Annotated in this window: 15 protein-coding genes; 6 read left to right on the top strand and 9 right to left on the bottom strand. The window is 42.2% G+C overall.

Annotated features, from left to right (window positions below):
- Positions 1–6: 6 nt before the first annotated feature.
- The 4 genes from PQ469_RS20845 to PQ469_RS20830 all read right to left on the bottom strand — a co-directional run bounded on the left by PQ469_RS20845 (position 7) and on the right by PQ469_RS20830 (position 4,906).
- A complete protein-coding gene (locus PQ469_RS20845) occupies positions 7–2,076 on the bottom strand; it encodes a M13 family metallopeptidase (protein WP_274209408.1) in 2,070 nt (689 codons plus the stop codon).
- 72 nt (positions 2,077–2,148) lie between these two features.
- A complete protein-coding gene (locus PQ469_RS20840; RefSeq protein WP_274209407.1) occupies positions 2,149–3,021 on the bottom strand; it encodes a 3-keto-disaccharide hydrolase in 873 nt (290 codons plus the stop codon).
- 390 nt (positions 3,022–3,411) lie between these two features.
- Positions 3,412–4,371 carry a 23S rRNA (adenine(1618)-N(6))-methyltransferase RlmF gene (rlmF, locus tag PQ469_RS20835; protein ID WP_274209406.1) on the bottom strand — a complete coding sequence of 320 codons (960 nt, stop codon included), beginning with the start codon at positions 4,369–4,371 and terminating at the stop codon, positions 3,412–3,414.
- Between the two features lie 64 nt (positions 4,372–4,435).
- Positions 4,436–4,906: a pyrophosphohydrolase domain-containing protein gene (locus PQ469_RS20830; RefSeq protein ID WP_255369932.1), complete on the bottom strand. Its 471-nt coding sequence runs from the start codon at positions 4,904–4,906 to the stop codon at positions 4,436–4,438.
- A 324-nt stretch (positions 4,907–5,230) separates the two neighbouring features.
- Between PQ469_RS20830 and PQ469_RS20825 the strand changes: the two genes are divergently transcribed.
- The 5 genes from PQ469_RS20825 to PQ469_RS20805 all read left to right on the top strand — a co-directional run bounded on the left by PQ469_RS20825 (position 5,231) and on the right by PQ469_RS20805 (position 12,547).
- Positions 5,231–5,611 (top strand): hypothetical protein, encoded by a 381-nt coding sequence (locus PQ469_RS20825; protein ID WP_274209405.1) that lies wholly within the window; start codon positions 5,231–5,233, stop codon positions 5,609–5,611.
- A 158-nt stretch (positions 5,612–5,769) separates the two neighbouring features.
- Positions 5,770–7,380 (top strand): sensor histidine kinase, encoded by a 1,611-nt coding sequence (locus tag PQ469_RS20820; protein ID WP_274209404.1) that lies wholly within the window; start codon positions 5,770–5,772, stop codon positions 7,378–7,380.
- Positions 7,367–7,768, top strand: a complete 402-nt coding sequence (locus PQ469_RS20815) for a response regulator (RefSeq protein ID WP_274209403.1) — start codon at positions 7,367–7,369, stop codon at positions 7,766–7,768. The genes PQ469_RS20820 and PQ469_RS20815 overlap by 14 nt, the downstream gene beginning before the upstream one ends.
- Positions 7,769–7,885: 117 nt before the next feature.
- On the top strand, positions 7,886–9,316 hold the full coding sequence (locus PQ469_RS20810; protein ID WP_274209402.1) for a DUF2142 domain-containing protein: 1,431 nt from the start codon (positions 7,886–7,888) through the stop codon (positions 9,314–9,316).
- A 294-nt stretch (positions 9,317–9,610) separates the two neighbouring features.
- Positions 9,611–12,547: a PAS domain-containing protein gene (locus PQ469_RS20805; RefSeq protein ID WP_274209401.1), complete on the top strand. Its 2,937-nt coding sequence runs from the start codon at positions 9,611–9,613 to the stop codon at positions 12,545–12,547.
- Between the two features lie 88 nt (positions 12,548–12,635).
- Here the strand turns inward: PQ469_RS20805 and PQ469_RS20800 are convergent, their stop codons facing one another.
- The 3 genes from PQ469_RS20800 to holA form a co-directional block, all read right to left on the bottom strand.
- A complete protein-coding gene (locus tag PQ469_RS20800) occupies positions 12,636–13,463 on the bottom strand; it encodes a sulfotransferase (protein ID WP_274209400.1) in 828 nt (275 codons plus the stop codon).
- Between the two features lie 44 nt (positions 13,464–13,507).
- A complete protein-coding gene (gene cysC / locus PQ469_RS20795; RefSeq protein WP_274209399.1) occupies positions 13,508–14,068 on the bottom strand; it encodes an adenylyl-sulfate kinase in 561 nt (186 codons plus the stop codon).
- A 288-nt stretch (positions 14,069–14,356) separates the two neighbouring features.
- Positions 14,357–15,379 carry a DNA polymerase III subunit delta gene (holA, locus tag PQ469_RS20790; RefSeq protein ID WP_274209398.1) on the bottom strand — a complete coding sequence of 341 codons (1,023 nt, stop codon included), beginning with the start codon at positions 15,377–15,379 and terminating at the stop codon, positions 14,357–14,359.
- Between the two features lie 232 nt (positions 15,380–15,611).
- Here holA and PQ469_RS20785 point away from each other — a divergent pair, with 232 nt between their 5' ends.
- Entirely contained in the window at positions 15,612–16,070 is a 459-nt protein-coding gene (locus PQ469_RS20785) for a type I restriction enzyme HsdR N-terminal domain-containing protein (RefSeq protein WP_274209397.1), read from the top strand.
- On the opposite strand, the gene PQ469_RS20780 is transcribed toward PQ469_RS20785, so the two are convergent.
- Both PQ469_RS20780 and PQ469_RS20775 read right to left on the bottom strand, forming a co-directional pair.
- Positions 16,067–17,872, bottom strand: coding sequence for an ATP-binding protein (locus PQ469_RS20780; protein ID WP_274209396.1), 1,806 nt, complete (start codon positions 17,870–17,872; stop codon positions 16,067–16,069). The genes PQ469_RS20785 and PQ469_RS20780 overlap by 4 nt on opposite strands.
- A gap of 98 nt (positions 17,873–17,970) precedes the next feature.
- Complete coding sequence (locus tag PQ469_RS20775; RefSeq protein WP_274209395.1) at positions 17,971–20,673, bottom strand: valine--tRNA ligase; 2,703 nt, start codon at positions 20,671–20,673, stop codon at positions 17,971–17,973.
- Between the last annotated feature and the right edge of the window lie 102 nt (positions 20,674–20,775).

Genomic DNA, 20,775 nt, shown 5'->3' with positions numbered 1-20,775 from the left:
TAAAACCTACCAAATCTCCGTCCTGTCTTCCGGCTTTTTGTACATTTTATCGCCGGGCTTAATGTTAAATGCCTTGTACCAGGCGCTAATATTGGTTAAGGTGATGTTCGTGCGGTGCTTATCAATCGGGTAGGGGCTTGTTAATATGCGCTGGGCTATGGCCTCCGGGCGTTGAGCGTTGCGCCATACCTGGGCCCATGACAGAAAGAAGCGCTGATCGGGCGTAAAGCCATCTATCCTGTTGGCCGACTGACCTTGTTTTGTTTTCAGGAAGGCTTCATAAGCTATGTTTAAGCCGCCCAAATCGGCAATGTTTTCGCCAAGGGTTAGCCGGCCATTTACATGCAAGGTATCCAGTACAGTAAGGCTATTATATTGCACTATTAATTGGTTGGTACGTGCTTTAAATTTGTCGGCATCGTTTTTTGTCCACCAATCGCGCAATACCCCATCTATATCATATTGGCGGCCCTTATCGTCAAAGCCGTGGGTTATTTCGTGTCCTATTATGCTGCCTATGGCGCCATAATTTATCGCATCGTCGGCCTCTAAATCAAAAAAAGGAATTTGCAGCATCGCCGCCGGAAAAACTATTTCATTGTTGGGTGTAGAGTAGTAGGCATTTGCGGTTTGCGGCGTTATGCCCCAACGACTTTTATCAACAGGTTTGCCAAGGTGGCTTATCTCGAAGCTGTAACGCCATTTTGATATATTACGTACATTTTCTAAATAGCGGTTGCGCTTAACGATTACACCATCGTATGTTTCCCATTTTTCCGGGTACCCAATTTTTACCGCAAGGGCGCTCAACTTTCTTAACGCGTGTTCTTTTGTGTCCGGGCTCATCCAATCAAGGCGTCTGATACGGTCGCCAAGGGCTGTTTTTAGGTTGTTTGCAAGTTCGGTTACGCGTTTTTTAGCCGATGGCGAAAAATATTTCTCTACAAATAATTGGCCTAATAACTCACCCAGGGCATTATCAACCAACTTACTTATACGCTCGCTTCGCGGCAGTTGTTCTTTTTCGCCGGTTAAGGCGCTGTTATAGTCAAAAGTTGCTTTTACAAAAGGCGAACTTAAATATACTGCCGACCCCCTGATGGTATTCCACTTTAATAAAAGTTTCCAGTTTTCAACAGGTGCGGCCGCTAATAAAGAGTCGGCAACTTTAAAAAACGACGGCTGGCCTACCAGGATGCTATCCTGTTCGGGGATGTTTAACGCGGCCAACAGTTTGGTCCAGTTTAAATGCGGGGTAATTTTATTAAAGTCGGCTACCAGGAATTTATTATAAATAACGTGTGGGTCGCGCATGGCCACGCGGCTAAGCTGTGCTTTTGCCAATATACTTTCCAGGTTATAAACAGCTGCGGCATTGCTATTTGCTTCAGCAGAAGTGCTGCCGGTTAGGGTGAATAACTTCACCATCAGGGTTTTTAAAGCACCTTGTAACTTTTTTGCGCGCTCGTCATTTGTCAAATAATAATCCTTATTTGGTAAAGAAGTGCCTCCCTGGCCAAGATTTACAATGTATTTTGTTGAGTTTTTATCATCCGGGTCAATCCCCAATCTGAACAGTTGGGCGCTGCCATTAATGCGTTCAAAAACCAATTCATTAATGATGTCATCAAAATTTTTGATTTTGTCAATGCGCTCAAGGTCGGGTTTAATTGGCGAATAACCCAGTTTTTCGATAGTGACACTATCCATGCCGCTTGCGTAAAGATCGCCAAGGAGTTGCTTTAAACTGCCGTTGGGTGCAGTTGCCGATTGCCGGCTAACCTGGTTTAATAAACCTACAAGCTTTTGGGTATTTTGCCAGCGTAGCACGGCGAAGCTGCCCCAACTATTTTCATTGGGTGGTATAGGGTTGTTTTTAAGCCAGTTGCCGTTGGCATACTCAAAAAAATCATCGCCTGGTTTAACCGAGGTATCCATGTTGGCCGGATCGATAAATTTTTTTCGTATGGTACTTTTATGTTTGTGTTTTGGTAGTGTTGCTTTTGTGCTTACTTGTGCATTTGCCGATAACGATAAGGCGCATATCAGGATAAAACACGAAAGTTTTAACATCATAATTTATTACTTGAAAAATAAAGGTAATAAATTGTGGCAAAATGGAAAAACCTGTTAATTTCCGAAACTGGTTCAAAATAAACCAGCATATTCCTCTGGCATTTTATCAATACTTTTAATCTGGATATCCTTAAAATAAACTTCGGCAGCTTCGCTTTGCAGCTGGAGTTTGCCTTTGGTTAGGGGCTTACTCTCCTTACCATCCTGGTAACCCAAATTTGATAAGGCATTTACAACGTGGCCGTTTACGATATAAACACTTTTATCGCCATAACAAATCAACTCCATGGTGTTCCATTCGCCTTTGGGTTTTTCAAAGTTTTGGTGGCGCTGGCAAAAGCCCTGATTAGGTGCTCCTACGCCCATGTAAACCCTATCCGCATTTTTATCAAACATGTAATTGGGCACGCCGTCAGGCTTGCTGGCCCTCACGGTGGCATGGGCGGTGCCTACGTTCCAATAATCGCCAATGTCGCCTTCCATCACCTGGAACTCTTGTGATAACATCCAGGCATGAAAATAGTCTGCGCCACACTCGCCCTGCGAATGGTATAACAAACCCGAATCCATAGGTTCGTTTAAACGTGGTTCCCATTTTTTGGTGCCGAATTTGGTTTTCAACCGGAGGCGATAATTTTGAAATTCCTGTTTGGTATAAATACAGCCATATATTTCGCCGGTAATATGCAATACAGGTTCGCCGTTTTGCATCTCGACCGAAAATAAATTACCTTCATTTTTATCATAACCAATAGGTGGCAGCGTTTTTCCATCGGCGCCTTTCGGCGCTTCGCCTTTGTAGGGATAGGTTAACCGGTAGCTTTGGTAAATGGTCCATTTGCTCATCTTTTTATCCATCAGCTTAACCCAGCCTTTATCAGGGTTAAAAGAAGTAAGGCCGGCCAAAACCAGGCAGCCAAGCGCAAGTGCTAAAGTTTTTTTCATAGTGGTGAGAAACTATAAGTTTAAGAAATTCAAATCAATTCGCAATCGATTGTAATTGCGTACTAATGTAAGCAATTGGCATTGCAGAAATACTGCGAATGCTAAAAAACGATCAGGAAATGTTTAAATGTTATTAAAAAACGACATGATTGCGGGAACATAAAACCGGAGACGCTGTACCATCGCATGTCGGCGAAGACTCACCCTGTCGAGGCTACGCCCGACATCCCTCTCTTCTGCTGCGCAGGAAAGAGGGGCTTGAATATCGAGTAGGCCTCAAAAGGTCATTAGTCATTTACGGCCAAATTTAATTGGTAGCCCTTGTTTTAAAAATTGACTAATGACAGCGAAGCGAAATGACTAATGACAAGCGCAGCGACAATGACCAACTCATTTCTTCACCCACTCCTTTTGTTCTTGGGGAGTAAAAAATGTCCAGGCCATAATGCGACTGGCCTTTTGGCCTTGCGACATATTGATGGTTTGTACCTCAACTGCGCCTGCTTTTTGCAGGGCGTTATATAAAATACGCAGGTTCTCTTTTTTTGATACCAGGGTGGTAAACCACAGGCATTGTTTGGCAACGCGGGTACTTTGGGTAGCCATTTGCTTTAAAAACGCGGCCTCGCCGCCGGGATACCATAATTCCATATTCTGGCCGCCAAAGTTCAATACGGGTTCTTCCCTGCCTGTTTTCAGACCCAGGTTATTCCATTTACGCTTGGAGCCCTCGGCTGCTTCTTTGATAGAGGCGTGGAAGGGCGGATTACATAATGTAAGATCAAACAGCTCGCCGGGTTTTATAGCGAATGTAAAAATATCTGCTTTGTGTTTTTGCAGGCGCAGTTCAATAGCGGCTTTTAATTCCTTACTCTGATCTATTATTTTTTGTGCCGATGCCAGGGCTTCCTCATCAATATCAACTCCGATAAAGCTCCAGCCATATTCCTGGTGACCAATGATAGGATAAACGCAGTTGGCGCCAACACCAATATCAAGTACGCGTACTTTTTTACCTTTACGCACTATACCATCATTAGCGGTGGCTAACAAATCGGCAGCGTAATGAATATAATCGGCCCGGCCCGGTATAGGCGGGCACAGATATCCTTCGGGGATGTCCCAGTACTCAACCCGGTAATGGTATTTAAGCAAAGCCCTGTTAAGCAATTTGACAGCTTCGGGATCAGAGAAATTGATGGTTTCGTTCTCGTACTTATTTACCGTGACAAAGGCACGTAACTTAGGCATCGCCTTTATAAGCGCTTTAAAATCATATCCCATACGGTGCGCATTGCGCGGGTGCATGGCTTCTTTTACTTCGGGCTTATCTGGTGTCGGTTCTGACAAAATATTTATTTTAGTGTTCGATTAATTAATTGTTTTAAGCTTTCCGCCTTCGGCTTTAAACTTATTATCCTACAATACTGCCCAAATCGGCGGGCGAGTAATTGATCGATTTCAAGGTTTTATTATCGGCGGTGCGGTAAACCAAAAACAGGCCGTCAATTTCTTTATAGTGCGATTCGGTACCGGCAGTATTGCGGTAATGCTCAATAGTTTGGTTGGCTTCTTCAATGGTTTTGCAGGCTTTGCTCATATTGGAGCGGTGCACTTCGTCAAACAATTCTTTAAACTTTCCGGCAAGGCCAAACTCAAGAACAGCGCCCGATAGCACGTATTGTAAATCGCAAAGCGCATCGGCTATTTCAACAAGGTTATTATCGTTCACGGCTTCCTGTAGTTCTTTCAGCTCTTCGGCCAAAAGTTCAATACGCAGCTGGCAGCGCTCTTTTGAAGGGATTTGCGGATTTGCTACAATGGGATGTTTAAAGGTGCTATGAAATTCGGCAACCTGGTTAAGCGAGTTTAAATCTTTGATCATTTTGTTGAGGAAGCATCTAAGCCCGCTAAGTTATGAATAACCTGATCGCTTTCAAAAAGTCACGTTTTAAAAAGACGGTTCGTCCATTAAAACATATTTATTTGAATAATGTTGATGTTTTGCTTTTAATATATAGTAACACCGTTTTTGGCGCAATTAAAAACCTTATAATTAGTCCAATGACAATTATTTGCAATAACATTTACTTAACATATCATAACGTTGTTAACATAAACATAATATTAAAATAGCATTTAGTTAACGTACCTTTGTGCCGAATTTAAAATTCTTGAGTCAACCTGAATTTTTCCATCCCCCGAACATATGAAAGATAAAAAAGTAAAATCCGCAGCCAAAGAGGCCCGTAAGGCGCTTAAAAAACAATTAAATGATAAGTTTACTGTTCAGCTAAAAAACATTGTGAGCGAATTTGAGCCCGATTTAAAAAGCCTGACCAAAGCAATTGAAAAGGCTTCAAAAAATTTAGCCAAAGCAATTGCTGCAAAAATAAGCGATAAAAAGGACGCGCCAGCCGCACCTGCAAAAAAAATAAAAGGAATTGTTGTTGAAGTTAAAGCGCCCGCTTTACCAATAGTTAAGGAGGCCGCCGCCCAGGCACCTGTTGCTAAAGTTGCCAAAACAGCCACCAAAACGGCCGCTCCTAAGCCCGTAGCTAACAAAAAGGAAAGTGAACCTGCAAAATAAACCTGTAAATACGACGGTTATTTTTGCCGTAGTCAGGTGCCTTTTATTCATAGATGGTAAATTTATTAACTTGATTAACAAATAGTTAAATTAAATTTAACTATTGTAAGTTAAAATAAAAAATGTAAATTGTCGGTTGCGATAACTGATAATTTACATTGATTAAACCAGACTCATTAGCATCAAAAGCGCATAGCGTTTGTGGTGCCCAATGCGGCAGAGTGCAGCATGCGGCAATTGCCAAAGCGGGGCTTTACCAACAGGTAAAGGATTTTTTTTCTGGGATATTTGACACCAGCAACTGGCCCGCCCGATGGCATTGTGGCACATGGAGCGAATTTCATGGCTGGCTGTACATTTTTTCTGATTTGTTAATAGCGGTATCTTATTTTGCCATACCACTATTGCTTATCATCCTGCTCACCAAACGAAAGGATGTTCCCTTTCCAAAAATACTTTGGTTATTTGTGGTATTTATTGTTTTATGTGGCATTACACATTTAATAGACGCCGGCATTTTTTGGTGGCCTGCATATCGCCTGAGCGCGCTGTTAAGGTTATTCACCGGTATTGTATCGGTAACAACAGTATATACGCTATACCGGGTTATGCCAACTGTACTTTCGCTACGTTCGGTTAACGAGTTGCAAAAGGAAATAAATGAGCGTAAAATTGCCGAGGAGAAGCTGGCTGCAAGCGAGTTCCTGTTGCTGGAAGCAGGCCGGATGGGCAAATTTGGCGGATGGGAAATGGATTTAATCACTAATAAGATTACCTGGTCTGAAACTATTTTCGATATCCATGAACTGCCCTATGATTATGACCCCACTTTTTATGATTTCAGCCGGTTTTACTCCGAACCGTATTTGACGACAATGACCCAGGCATTAAACGAGTGCCGGGATACAGGCACGGGTTATGACCTGGAAGTGCAGCTGATAACCGCCAAAAACAACCGGGTCTGGGTGCGCGCCCGTGGCGAAATGTTGTATGATGAGCATAGCCAGCCCGCCAAATTAAGAGGCGTATTTATGGACATTGATAAATACAAGCTCAATGAGCTGTCGTTAAACAAAACCGTAGAAATGGTTACCAAAAACAACCAGCAGCTCAAAAATTTTACGCACATCCTGTCCCATAACATCCGTAACCATGCCAGCAATATCTCGCTGGTTTCGTCATTAATTGATGAAAGCACATTGGATGAAGAGAATGCCGAACTGTTTCAAAAAGTCAAAAAGATTTCTGAAGGCCTGAATACTACTCTTGAAGACTTATCATACGCCATTAAAATTAAAGATGAAATTATAGAGGCCGAACGGCTAAGCTTTAAGGAAATAACTGGCAAAATTCTGGGAATTATCGGATCGGACGTAGCTGCAAACCTCGCGGTAATTACGCAGCAATTTGAGGTTGAAGAGGTTACTTTTCCAAAAATTTACCTCGAAAGCATCCTGATGAACCTGTTAAATAATGCAATAAAATACCGTAAGCCAACCGTCGAGCCAAGGGTGTTATTAAAAACATACAGGGACGAAAACGGAAACACCGTTTTAGAATGTACCGATAACGGTATTGGCATTGATTTGAAACTACACGAAAAAAAGATTTTTGGTTTATACAAGACTTTTCATGACCGCAAAGACTCGCATGGGGTTGGTTTGTTTTTAACCAAAACTCAGATCGACTCGCAAGGCGGACAAATAACCGTAAAAAGCAAACCCAACAGTGGCAGCACATTTAAAATAACTTTTAATGAAAAAAATTAATACCCTTTGTGTGATAGATGATGATGATATCTACACTTTTACCATCAAACGCATTATCGCCAAAGCAGAAGTTGCCGAAAAAACTATTTTTTTTCATAACGGCCGGGTCGCAATAGATTTTATTTGTAATTGCATGGAAGCCATTGCCAATTTGCCCGACATGATTTTGCTTGACCTGAACATGCCTGTGCTTGACGGTTGGCAGTTTTTGGACGAATTTATAAAACTGGTACCCCGCCTTGGCAAAAAAATACTGATTTACATTGTAAGCTCGTCAATTGATGAAGACGACTTTAAACGCGCCAAAGAGATGGAATTGGTATCTGACTTTATTGTAAAGCCCCTTAACGCAATCGATCTCAGGAATATTGTAGATCAGTGGGCATAAAGCGAAAAGCCTAAGGCAAAAGACTTAAAGCTGGATGTTAAAAGGCCAATTTGGTAAGTACCATGGCTTTTCGTCGCACATAATCCTTAGCTTCGCTGTTGATTTGTGTTGATACCTATGTTTACTTTTAACGCATTTTACAACATCCTCCGGGAGCGCCTGCATTACATATATCTTTTGTATGCTGTGCCGCTGGTGATTACTATAGCCATGATAACCCCGGCTTTTCAAAGCCCTGACGAGCCGAATCATTTTGCACGCGCCGAACAGGTTTCAAGGCTTGAATTGGTGCCCGAATTTGTGTATGACAAGGCACACCCAGTTACCGCAGCCGATTCTATATCCAAGGACCCAACTTTGGTTTATCCCGATAAAGGAGGCTTCAAGGTTGATAAAGGCATTTACCAACTCGATGGTATTTACAAACCACTTGCCCGGCACGATAGTATAAAATTGGCAACGTTAAAAATAGACAGCGCTAAAAAAATAAGATGGCATACAGGTACCATCTATTTCAATTTTGGCAACACGGCCATTTATCCGCCTGTTGTTTATTTAATGCAGGCGCTGGGTATTTCGGTGGGTAAACTGCTTCATTTAAGCATCCTTAATACATTATACCTTTCCCGGATATTAAATGGTTTACTATGTGTGGCGCTATGTTTTTTTGCCTTGATGCTGGCCAAACAGAGTAATATCTTACTATTCATCGTGTTACTTTTCCCGATGACGGTATCGTTATTTGCTTCGGTAAGCCAGGATGCTGTTTTGATTAGCTGTTGTTTTTTGCTCGTTGGCTTTATAGACGATTTCTCTTTTGGCGATAAAAAACATCAGCCCCAATGGAAACTGTATGCCATGGTTATCCTGGTATCTATCATCGGCATTGCCAAACCGCCTTATATTATCTTCGCCTTTTTGTTCCTGTTTTTAAAACTTACCCCAAAGCAAAAGGCCGTCGGTATTATTACACCTTTTGCTGTGTTGGTGCTTTGGCTCGTGGTCAATCATGGCAGTTTTATGATTAAATTCGCGCCTGCCGAAATGCGGCTCAACTCAAAATTACAGGTATTGTATATTTTGCACCATCCTTTCAGGTTTATAGGCATGTTCTTCAACTTTGATAAAACCGCATTACAAAACACAGCTGATATGTTTGTAGGCGTACTGGCCTGGCTTGATGTGCCGTTGCCCGATATTTATTACCGCAATGCGTACATCTGCCTTGTTTTAGGGATCATCATCAGCCTTGGTTTTAAAGGCAGCGCCAGGCTCAGGATAGCTTTGCTGGTTTGCAGTATCATTACCATCGTCGCGGTTATATCTGCCCAATATATAACCTGGACTGCCCTCGAATCTCCAACCCTCGGCGGCATGCAGGGCAGGTACCTCATTCCCATTTTTCCGCTTATTGCGTCGGCTTTATGTGGCTATTCGTTAAATAACCGCTTCGCGGGTTTAAAAGCAGTTGTGTTATGTATTGTCTCATTATTCCCGGCATATTCGGCCATCATCATGATACAGGTTATCAGCAGCAGGTATTATTAACCCCATATGCTCCACAGCCGCTATTAGGCGATGCCTGCGGCCGGGCTCATACACCTGAAGGCTTTGTGTGTGGCGAGGGTATCCGCTGCTATCCATAACGCATTTTGTCTGAATCAAAATTTTCAGAATTAAAGAATGAACAGAATTTGCCTGACTTGCATACCATTTTCTCCATGAACTATGAACCATGAACCAACGGCCCGATGAACTTTTTCTAAAACAATTTCACATTTAATATCATTTTAATATCTGCTATCAGTTTAGTAACCTTGTATACATCTTACTATAGCTTAAATGGCTTTAAAACACAGTTCTGCATTGCCCCCGGAAATGTTAAGGGTTTTTGAGACCTTGCCTCAACCGTACCTTATACTTTCGCCCGAGCTTTATATGCTCACGGCCAGCAATGTTTATTTGCAGCTTACAAATAAAACCCGGGTCGAAATTGAAGAACAGTATCTTTTTGATGTATTCCCCAAAATGCCGGATTGGTCGTCAGAAGAGGGGGGGATTGCTTTTTCGCTTAATAAAGTTTTAGAAACCCTTCAGCCGCACCAGTTGCCTGTTACGCGGTTTGATATACCGGATCGTGATGATCCGCAACAATTGGTTGAGCGCTATTGGGAAACGTCGCATACACCCGTGTTTGATGCTGAGGGAGAGATTTGCTATATTATTCATCATACCGAAGATGTTACCAAACGCGTACTGGCCGAACGTGCTTTAAAAAATAGCTTGGATAAAGAAACCCAGGCAGCCGCGACAGCCGAAAGATTAGGCAAACAAATAGAAAAACTTTTTGCCGAGATTCCCGCCCAGATAGCGATAGTGACCGGTCCTGATATGGTTTACGAGTTTATAAACCCACGCTACAAAACCGACCTTTTTCCAAACCGGGAGGTTTTAGGCAAGGCTTTGCTATATGCCCTGCCCGAAGTAGCCGGCCAGCCTATATTGGATATTTTGCAGCATGTATACAAAACAGGCGAGACCGTTGCCGGCAACGAGATTAATATTCCATTGGCCGATGAAGTAGGCGGCCCTGTTAAAGATCATTATTTTAACTATGTATACCAGGCTATCCGCAATGACGATGGCGATATAATATCTGTTTTAAGCTTTAAATATGATATAACCGAGCTTGTTTTGGCAAAAAAGCGTTTGGAGCAAAACGAGAAAGAGTTGCTGGCTTTAAATTATGATTTGGCCAATGCTAATGCCGAGGTTCAGGCTACAAACGAGGAGATACAATCGGCGAATGAAGCGCTACACGCTACTAACCAGGAGCTTTTTAGGGCACAAGAAAGTGTGTTAAGGCTTAACGATGCGCTGGAAGAAAGGGTTGAACAGCGTAACATTGAACTATTTAACGCCCAGGCCGAGGCTGCAAGGGAACGCGACAGGCTAAAACGTTTTTTTATGCAGGTACCAACCGGCATTTGTGTGCTTGACGGTCCCGAAATGATATTTGAGCTGGTAAACCCGGCCTATCAGCAGCTTTTTCCTGGCAGGGATTTATTAGGTAAGCCTATCATGGAGGCACTCCCGGAGTTGGATGGTACCCCCATCATCGATATATTAAAAAGGGTTTACTACACTGGTAATACCTTTGAAGGAAAAGAACTTTTAGTGCCGCTGGCACGCAGGGTGGGCGGCACCATTGAAGACCGGTATTTTAATTTTATTTACCAGGCCCGGTATGATGGTGATGGTGTAGTAGATGGCATTTTGGTTTTTGCTTTTGAGCTGACCGAAACGGTACTTACCCGCCAAAAAGAAAAGGAAAATGAGCAGCGTTTCCGTTTTTTGCTTAACGCCATGCCGCAACAGGTTTGGACAGCCCGCCCTGACGGCTCGCTTGATTATGTAAACGAAGTGGTTTGTGACGATTTTGGCCGAAGTATGGACCAGATTTTGGGCCGTAGCCTGCAGGAATTTATCCACCCTGATGACAGGCAGCACAGCTCGAAAAAATGGAAGGCGGCCTTGCAAAACGGCAACGAGTTTATGGTCGAGTTTCGCCTTAAGTTTCATAACGGGCAGTATGTTTGGCATTTGGCCCGCGCACTTCCGCTGATCGAGAACGGTCATATCAGGTTATGGCTGGGTACAAATACCAATATCGAAATTCAAAAAAACAACGAGCAAAAGAAAGATGAATTCCTATCTATAGCAAGTCATGAGCTAAAGACACCGCTTACCAGTATAAAAGCTTTTAACCAGCTGATGCAACGCACATCAGATATGCACAAGCTTAATGGCTTTATCCAAAAATCGGCCTCGCATGTGTTACGGTTGGAGAAGCTGATTAACGATTTGCTTGATGTAACCCGGATTAACGCAGGTAAAATGGAGTATAATATGGAGCCCTTCAGCTTTCTGGAAATGCTTAAAGATAGCATTGAAAGTATGCAGCAGGCTACTACATCGCACCAGATTATTCTTGAAAAGGCCGACGATGTAATTTATACCGGCGACCGTTTCCGGTTGGAACAGGTGGTAAATAATTTACTCAGTAACGCCGTTAAATACTCGCCGGAAGGCAAAAAAGTATTGGTAAACTGCAGCATACATTCCGATGGCAGCATCATTGTTTCTGTAGAAGATTTTGGCATCGGCATAGAAGAGAAAAACCTGATGCGGTTATTTGACCGATACTACCGGGTTGATAACACTGCTATGCGTTTTGAGGGGCTTGGCCTGGGGCTGTTTATATCGGCCGAGATATTGAAAAGGCACCATGGCAGTTTTTGGATTGAAAGTACCCCGGGTAAAGGCTCAACTTTCTTTTTCAGGCTTATACCTGATACAGCTACCAAAGCCAAACCTGTTGCAGATAGCGACACCCATTACCAGGACGATACCATTATTATTAAATATAACCCTAAACATAACCGCCTTGATGTTGATTGGATAGGGTTCCAAAACCTTGAATCGGTACAGCATGGCTGTTTTAAAATGCAAAACATGCTTATCAAAAACAATGTAGGCAAGGTGCTCAATAGCAACATCCATGTTTTGGGCAACTGGTCGGAAGCATCTGATTGGGGTAATACCGAGTGGTTCCCGGATATGGAAAAAGCAGGCTTACGTTATTTTGCCTGGGTGCATTCGCCAAGTGTTTTCAGCCAGTTATCGGCCCGTAAAAGCATATATGCATTAAAAGGCAAATTGGTGATTGAGTTTTTTACCGATGTAAAATCGGCGGAGGAATGGATAGAAAGCGTGTAGTGTTAAGTCATAAGTACTTAGTCGAAAGTTCTGAGTCTGAATTATTTTTTTGACGTAGAACTTAAGACTTTCCACTAAAGACTTTCCTTCAGAGGCTCATATATCCCATCAATTCGTCCTGTAATTGCTTTGCCTGGTTTAGTAATGCTTTATTGGTAATATAGGGATCTATATCAATATCCTGGCCTATCAGGTTCTCTTTAAACACGTCCTTAAACTTTGAATAGGTTAACGAAAAATTCCATTTGTTTTGCAGGTGCCCAAAAACGCGTGTATCCTCTTTGCTCAGCATGTTGTAGTTAACCACAACAAAAGCGTCGGGGGCCAATTTTTTAATGCATGCTAAAATATCACTGGTATAGTTAATCCACACTTTTAAATATGCTTCGGTATTTATCCGGTAAAAGGATTTTTTTCTGTGTGCCCGTCTAAAAATTAGCCATACCAACCTTGATAAATGTTTACGGTCCAGGTACTTTCTGTCAACAGTTTTAAACTCCCGCCTTAACAATGAACTGGTTACCGACCGGTAATCGCGCATAATAACCAAATAACGGGCATCTGGAATAAGTTCTTTATAAACATCAAGAAACATACAGGTGCGGGGATCTTTCCAACCCCATTGGTCGTACAACTGCTGTTTAACCCTTATAATGCTTTTTATTTTCTCTTTCTCATAAATAGAAACAGCGTCAACATATCCGTCTGTTAAGCCGTTCCTGGGCAGGTTATGATTGGTCAGGATCTCCTCATGGATCTTCAAAAACTCTACGTCCTCAAAATGCCCTTCCGCATTTCCCGGGCCCGGCTCAACCATTTTTTCGCCCAGCTGCATGCCGCATTTGGCAAGCCAGTGCGTTATAAGAGAGGTACCGGAGCGGTGCATGCCGGTTATAATAAGCGTTCGTTTTTGCATAACGTGCGGTGGCGCTAATAGCTGTTATCTTACAGATTTAACTATTATGTATGGGCTACTTTTTTTTCGGCCTTATCAAACGGGTTAAGGTTGCTCAGTATAAAATATAGCAAGGTTGAGGTGCTTTGCGCTACGGTGCTTTCGTTGGTGTTTATATACAGGTCGGGAGCGTACGGAACATCAAACTGCGCGTTAATGCCTGTCAGGTTTTTTAGTTTATCAGGGTGTCCATCGGGTAAAAAAGCTTTTTTGTAAAGTCCCTTGGTGTCGCGGCTGATGAGCTTTTTTACCGGGCAATCAATATGCACAATGTTTACATGCTTGTATTTTTCGGCAAGTTCGCGGCGCATTTCGTCATATGGGTTTATAGCGCTCACTATGGCAACAATTCCGTGGGCCGAAAATCGACTGGCCACGAAGCCCAGCCTCCGGATATTTTCGCAACGATCGGCCTTGCTAAAGCCCAAATCGCGGCAAATTTCTTTGCGATATTCATCGCCGTCAATTATCTCAGTCCTAATGCCAAGCCCGGTTAATTCATTTGCAACATTTTTAGCCAATGTTGTTTTACCAGCTCCTGATAATCCGCAGAATAAAAGTATCATATCTCAAATAATTTATGTTGATAATGAGGCTCAAAAGCACTGCAGGTTACCTTTGATGGGATGAACATAATAAATTAAATTACGGGTTAATTTTATTGTAATGTAAATACTTCTTTACAAATAAGCAGGCTTGGAAGGCCAATGGGTGAAAAACCGCTAAACTAAGCTGTATCAGCCATTTTAGCATGAAAAATCAAGGGTACGGGTAAAGGCACCAGAGTGATACATCTAACAAAAATGTTACCTTGTCACCCCCAAGGGTAAGCTAACATTTGGGCAAAAGAAAGGTTAATGCAGTATTTTAAACATTAGTTCTTTCATTAACTCACCGTGGGGTGCGTTTGATTCAACACCTTTGCTTTTCAGGTCGTACTCACGCAAATAGCTGATGATTTGCATGGTTTTGTAATAGTTGTAGCTACGGCCGGCCAGCTCATAATCTTTTACAAAATACGGGTTTACGCCAATTTCGCGGGCAACGTTTTGAGGCGATTTATCTTTTACATAATGATAGGCCAGCACCTTGCTGAAAAAATTATTCAGGTTACCCAATACAAGCACAATGGGGTTTGCCTTAGGGTTTGCCTCAAAATAATTAATAATCTGGTTAACCTTTAAAACATCCTTTTTACCAAGGGCGGTTTGCAGCTCAAATACATTATACTCTTTACTGATGCCAATGTTGTCCTGCACCAGTTTTAGGGTAATCTCTTGCCCGGCAGCTATGTTAAGCATCAGTTTCTCCAGCTCGTTGGCTATTTTAGATAAATCGTTGCCCAGGTATTCAGATAACATGGCCGATGCCTGTTGGTTTATTTTATAACCTTTATCGCTAATAAAGCCCTCTATCCAGGCAGGTATCTTACTATCATACAAAGGAGCCGACTCAAAAATGAGCCCGTTTTTTTCAATTGCTTTGTATGTTTTTTTGCGTTTATCAAACTTGCCATATTTGTAACAAAACACCAGTATGGTACTTGGCAGGGGTTTTTCCAGGTAGCTCAATAAAGGGTCGATGCCTTTTTTGTTGTCATCATCCTTGCCCCATTTCATATCCTGGGCTTCTTTCACCATTACTACCTGGTAATCGGCCATCATGGGGTAGCGTTTGGCCGCGTTAAGAACGGCCATCATCTCGGTATCTTTGCCATATACTACGGTTTGGTTAAAGCCCTTCTCGGCCTCTGGCAGCAGGTGATGTTCAATGTAGTTGCTCACTACATCAATAAAATAAGGCTCTTCGCCGTGCAACAGGTACAGGGGCTTGTATTTACGGTTCTTTATATCCTTTACTATATCTGCTGCGGTCATTCTTTTTAAGTCAAAATTCAAAAGTCAAAATTCAAAAATGACTTCCTGGTTCTTTTAAGTCAAAATTAAAAATTCAAAAGTCAAAAATGACTTTTTGGCTGAGTATTCAAAATTAAAAAAACGAAGCGGTAAAATGTTGCTATTGCCATAATGTGGAAAGTAATATTTGAATTTCACTTATCTTATTCACATTACTTCCTATTTTTGAATTTTGACTTTTGAATTTTGACTTTTGAATTTACCACCTCTCAATCTTCCTCCCTATCCTTTTAAAATAAGCGACGATAACGGGCAGTTGAGCTTGTTTGATGAAATCCGTAAAAAAAACATAATACTTACACCCGAGGAGTGGGTGCGGCAGCATTTTGTACAATACCTCATCAGGCAAAAAGGCTATCCGCGTTCGCTCATCCGGCTCGAGGGTGGCCTTAAGCTTAACGGGCTGCAAAAACGCACCGATATAGTAGTATTTGACAGCAGTGGGCAAAGAATTTTGATTGTAGAATGCAAAGCGCCATCCGTTAGTATCGATCAAAAGACTTTCGATCAGGTAGCCCGTTATAATATGGTGCACAAAGTATCACTATTAGCGGTAAGCAACGGCCTGCAGCATTTTTATTGTACCATTAATCACGAAAAAAGAAAATATCAGTTTATTGAAGAGTTGCCTGCTTACAGCAAACCTGTTTAAGCAGCGCGTACCAGGAGGTGCATTTTCTCCAGCAGTTCGTCGGGCTTAAATGGTTTCGAAACATAATCGTTCATACCGGCCTCAAAAATTTTCTCTTTAATATCCAGCAGTGCCGAAGCCGTAAGGGCAATAATAGGAATGTGCGATTTTTTAGGATCGGCCATTTTTCTGATCTCCATGGTGGCATCAAGACCATTCATTACCGGCATCTGCAGGTCCATCAGTATAATATCAAAGTTGCCATATTGCATCAATTCAACCGCGCGCAGGCCGTTTTCGGCAACGGTTGGTGTTATGTTCCATTTAGATAATAGTTTTTTCATCAACATAACATTTACCATGTTATCTTCGGCAATAAGCACACGGATACCCGATATAACATCGGCTTTTTCACGCGGCTGCACCAAAGGAGTTATGGCTTTTTCAACTGCCATTTCTGTTGATACCGGGAACTCCATATTAAATGAAAACTCCGAACCTGAACCTGGTATGCTTGATATATCCATATGCAGGCCCTGTAAATCCAGCAAACGTTTCACAATAGCCAAACCTAATCCAGTGCCGCCGTACTGGCGGGTTGTGGTTAATGATTCCTGGGTAAAGGGCTCAAAAATACTGGTGAGGTTATGTTCTTCGATGCCAATACCTGTATCTCTTATCGCAAATTTAACCGTAACCGTATTGTGCCTATCCTCAAAACAGGTAACCCTAACCCATACGTTGCCTTTTGCAGTAAATTTTATGGCATTGCTTACCAGGTTATAAATAATTTGCGTAATACGGGTAGGATCGCCAAAAATTATCTTGTTGCAAAGGGAGCTATCCACGTCAAGCTTAAACAACAATCCTTTTTCTTCGGCCTTAATCATTTGCGCGCCGCAAATATTGTTCATTAGCTCAACCAGGTTAAAACGGATATTTTCAAAAACTAACTTGCCCGATTCAATTTTGTTAAAATCAAGTACATCGTTTACAACGGCCAAAAGGTTATTGGCCGAAAACTTCAGGATCTCAAGATTTTCTTTCTGATCGGCCCTCGGGTTGCCCATTATTAGCAGGTTGCTCATGCCTATTACCGCGTTTAACGGCGTGCGGATTTCATGCGACATTGTAGATAAAAACTCCGACTTGGCCTGGGTTGATTTTTCGGCTTTGCTTATTGCTTTTTCAAGCTGGGCGTTTAGTGCAACCAAATCTTCACCGCTTTCTTTCAGCTGTTTTATATTCTTTAAAAAGGCGGTATAAAAATGGCTGTGAATAAATATCAACAGGATAAAATTGGCAAAAAGGGTAATAATAATAGTAGATTGATCTATCCTGTCTGGCTTAATACCAATAACGTACCCCTTTGTGAATTCAATAATCATGAAAACCAATACAGGCATCGCATTCAACAACGAATAAATAAGCCCGCCGGTTTGCCCAAGCATGTAATAGCTAAATACAATAACTAATATAATTACCTGTACAGTAACTATATTTACAGTTTGTAAAGTAATATAAACTATGCTAAGGTTAACAATAGTACCCGCGCTAAGCAGTAAATGAGAAATTAAACGCCATTGAGGCCGGTATGTTAAAAATTTAAACAGCCCGGCTACACAAACCATTAATACACCGGCTGTATAGGCCAGCATAGTTTGACCCTGGAAATAAACACTCATGAAAACGGCCCCTAAGGCAATGAACACTAAGGGGAAACCAAAATAAAGCAACCGGATACGAGCCTGGTCAAGAAAAGGCTGCTCCTTTGATAAAATCCTGAAAATTGAAAAATTGAAAAAGCTTACTCCTTTACTCATGATTAAAGCACCTTGCTTATACAAAACGTATTATAGCTAATCAATTAACGTTGAATACCTACCTCCATTTTGTATTTCGCAGCCTCTCGTTCATGCAATTAGCAAGCCAAATCAACCATGTTTTGTTCAATGATGCTCAATTTGGCTTCGGCATCGGCCTTTTTGCGTTGCTCAATTTCAATAATTTCGGGTTTGGCATTGGCCATAAAACGCTCGTTGCCAAGCTTCGCGTTAACCGCTTTAAGGAAACCTAAAAGGTAGTCCTTCTCTTTTACAAGCCTCGCGCACTCAACAACAGGGTCAAGCTTCTGGCTTAACGGAATAAAAAACTCATCGGTTGAAGCAATAAAATTAACCGCTCCTGAAACTTTATCGGCAACAGATGCAAACTCGCATATATTACCCAGTTTGGCTATAATGGCCGCGTACTGCAGGTAATTTATGCCCGAGTTTGATTTATATGAAAGGCTCAGCGCCTCTTTAGGCGAAATTTCATTTTTATTACGAATATTCCTGATTTGCGTAAGAACAATTTTTACTATCTCCACTTCTTCAAGTAGTTGTGTATTTATTTCCCCAATGTTTGGCAATTGGGCAACAATACAGCAGTCTTTTTCGGTGCGTTCGCCAAATATTTCATCATGCCATAATTCCTCGGTAAGGAACGGCATAAAGGGGTGAAGCACTTTCAATATATTCTCAAAGTACTGAACGGTAGCTGCATAAGTAACTTTATCAATTGGTTGCTGGTAAGCGGGCTTAATCATCTCCAGGTACCAGGCACAGAAATCATCCCAAACCAGCTTATAGGTAGCCATTAACGCTTCTGATAAACGGTATTGGCCAAAGTCATCTTCAATCTCGCCCAGGGCCTGGTTAAACCTGCTGCCAAACCATTCAATTGCAATTTTATTGGGGTTTTCAAGGCTATCATCAACCTCCCAACCTTTTAGTAATTTAAAGGCATTCCAAATTTTATTAGCAAAATTACGGCCCTGTTCGCAATAGCTTACATCAAACATTAAATCGTTACCGGCAGGCGAGCAAAGCAGCATACCTACACGTACGCCATCGGCGCCGTATTGCTCGATAAGATCAAGCGGATCGGGCGAGTTACCCAATGATTTCGACATTTTACGACCCAGCTTATCCCTTACAATTCCAGTAAGGTAAACGTTTCTAAAAGGTAACTCTCCCCTAAACTCATGGCCAGCCATAATCATCCTGGCTACCCAGAAAAACAGGATCTCGGGGGCGGTTACCAGGTCGTTAGTTGGATAATAATAGTTAATATCGGCATTATTAGGGTCTTTAAAACCATCGAATACCGATATAGGCCACAACCACGATGAAAACCAGGTATCAACCACATCGGGGTCCTGGCGTAGGTCGTCAGTAGTGAGTAGTGAGTTTTGAGTTTTGAGTTTTGCTTCGGCTAATGCTTCGTCAATGTTTTTGGCAATAACAAATTCGCCGTTTGGAAGGTACCATGCCGGGATTTGTTGTCCCCACCACAACTGGCGGCTGATGTTCCAGTCCCTTACGTTCTCCATCCAGTGACGATAGGTGTTTATAAACTTTTCCGGGATCAGTTTTATCTCGCCGTTTAGTACATAATCCAATGCAGGTTTGGCCATCTCGCTCATTTTGCAAAACCATTGCATCGATAATTTTGGCTCGATAACAGCATCGGTACGTTCGCTGAACCCGATTTGTGATTTATAATCCTCCACTTTGGCCAAAGCACCAGCTTCCTCCAGTAAACCGGCTATTTTTTTACGGGCCATAAAACGGTCTTCACCTACCAGTATCTGCGCCTTTTCGTTCAGCGTACCATCGTCATTTAAAATATCAATAACGGGCAGGTTGTGTTTTTGGCCAAGCTCATAGTCATTCAAATCATGCGCCGGGGTTACCTTTAAACAACCCGTACCAAAATCCATCGTAACGTATTCGTCCAGTATAACCGGGATCTCGCGTTTAATTAAAGGGATATAAACAGTTTTTCCGTGAAGGTGGATGTACCGCTCATCATTAGGGTTGATACAGATAGCAGCATCGGCCATAATGGTTTCCGGGCGGGTTGTGGCAATGGTTAAGTAGTGAGTGGTGAGTGGTGAGTGGTGAGTGGTGCCATCGTTAACAGCCATCGGCAATTCACTACCTACCATTGACGACTCACTACTCACTACTTCGTACTTAATATAATAAAGCTTCTGATTTACTTCTTTACGGATAACTTCCTCGTCAGATACCGCCGTTTTTCCCTGCGGGTCCCAGTTTACCATGCGCACACCGCGGTATATCAGGCCTTTTTTGTACAGGTGAATAAAGGTATCAATCACCGCTTCAGACATTTCGGGATCCATGGTAAATTTGGTACGGCCCCAATCGCATGATGCGCCTAATTTTTTAAGCTGATCGAGAATGATACCACCGTATTTTTCTTTCCACTCCCAGGCGTAAGTTAAAAATTCGGGGCGGGTAAGGTCTTTTTTGCTGATGCCTCGCTCTTTAAGCATGGCCACCACTTTGGCTTCGGTAGCAATACTGGCATGATCTGTTCCGGGTACCCAGCAGGCATTTTTGCCTTTCATGCGGGCGCGGCGTACCAATACATCCTGAATGGTATTGTTTAGCATATGCCCCATATGCAAAACCCCGGTAACGTTTGGCGGCGGAATCACTATAGTATAAGGTTCGCGCTCATCAGGCACCGATTTAAAAAAATCGTGCTGTAACCAATAACTGTACCATTTATCTTCGGTTTCTTTAGGCAAATATGTTTTAGCAATACTCATAACGCGCAAAAATACGATTGTTAGGGGTTGATAGCAAATAGTTCATGGATCATAGTTTAGTTCATGGATCATGGTTTAGTTCATGGATCATAGTTTAGTTCA

The sequence above is a fragment of the Mucilaginibacter sp. KACC 22773 genome, assembly GCF_028736215.1.
Taxonomy (GTDB): domain Bacteria; phylum Bacteroidota; class Bacteroidia; order Sphingobacteriales; family Sphingobacteriaceae; genus Mucilaginibacter.
This window is presented reverse-complemented; position numbering and strand designations above follow the sequence as displayed.

Excerpts from the sequence above, each read along its gene's own strand:
- PQ469_RS20845 (WP_274209408.1), bottom strand. The coding sequence starts at position 2,076 with ATGATGTTAAAACTTTCGTGTTTTATCCTGATATGCGCCTTATCGTTA.
- PQ469_RS20840 (WP_274209407.1), bottom strand. The coding sequence starts at position 3,021 with ATGAAAAAAACTTTAGCACTTGCGCTTGGCTGCCTGGTTTTGGCCGGC.
- PQ469_RS20830 (WP_255369932.1), bottom strand. The coding sequence starts at position 4,906 with ATGATCAAAGATTTAAACTCGCTTAACCAGGTTGCCGAATTTCATAGC.
- PQ469_RS20825 (WP_274209405.1), top strand. The coding sequence starts at position 5,231 with ATGAAAGATAAAAAAGTAAAATCCGCAGCCAAAGAGGCCCGTAAGGCG.
- PQ469_RS20815 (WP_274209403.1), top strand. The coding sequence starts at position 7,367 with ATGAAAAAAATTAATACCCTTTGTGTGATAGATGATGATGATATCTAC.
- PQ469_RS20810 (WP_274209402.1), top strand. The coding sequence starts at position 7,886 with ATGTTTACTTTTAACGCATTTTACAACATCCTCCGGGAGCGCCTGCAT.
- PQ469_RS20805 (WP_274209401.1), top strand. The coding sequence starts at position 9,611 with ATGGCTTTAAAACACAGTTCTGCATTGCCCCCGGAAATGTTAAGGGTT.
- PQ469_RS20800 (WP_274209400.1), bottom strand. The coding sequence starts at position 13,463 with ATGCAAAAACGAACGCTTATTATAACCGGCATGCACCGCTCCGGTACC.
- cysC (WP_274209399.1), bottom strand. The coding sequence starts at position 14,068 with ATGATACTTTTATTCTGCGGATTATCAGGAGCTGGTAAAACAACATTG.
- holA (WP_274209398.1), bottom strand. The coding sequence starts at position 15,379 with ATGACCGCAGCAGATATAGTAAAGGATATAAAGAACCGTAAATACAAG.
- PQ469_RS20780 (WP_274209396.1), bottom strand. The coding sequence starts at position 17,872 with ATGAGTAAAGGAGTAAGCTTTTTCAATTTTTCAATTTTCAGGATTTTA.
- PQ469_RS20775 (WP_274209395.1), bottom strand. The coding sequence starts at position 20,673 with ATGAGTATTGCTAAAACATATTTGCCTAAAGAAACCGAAGATAAATGG.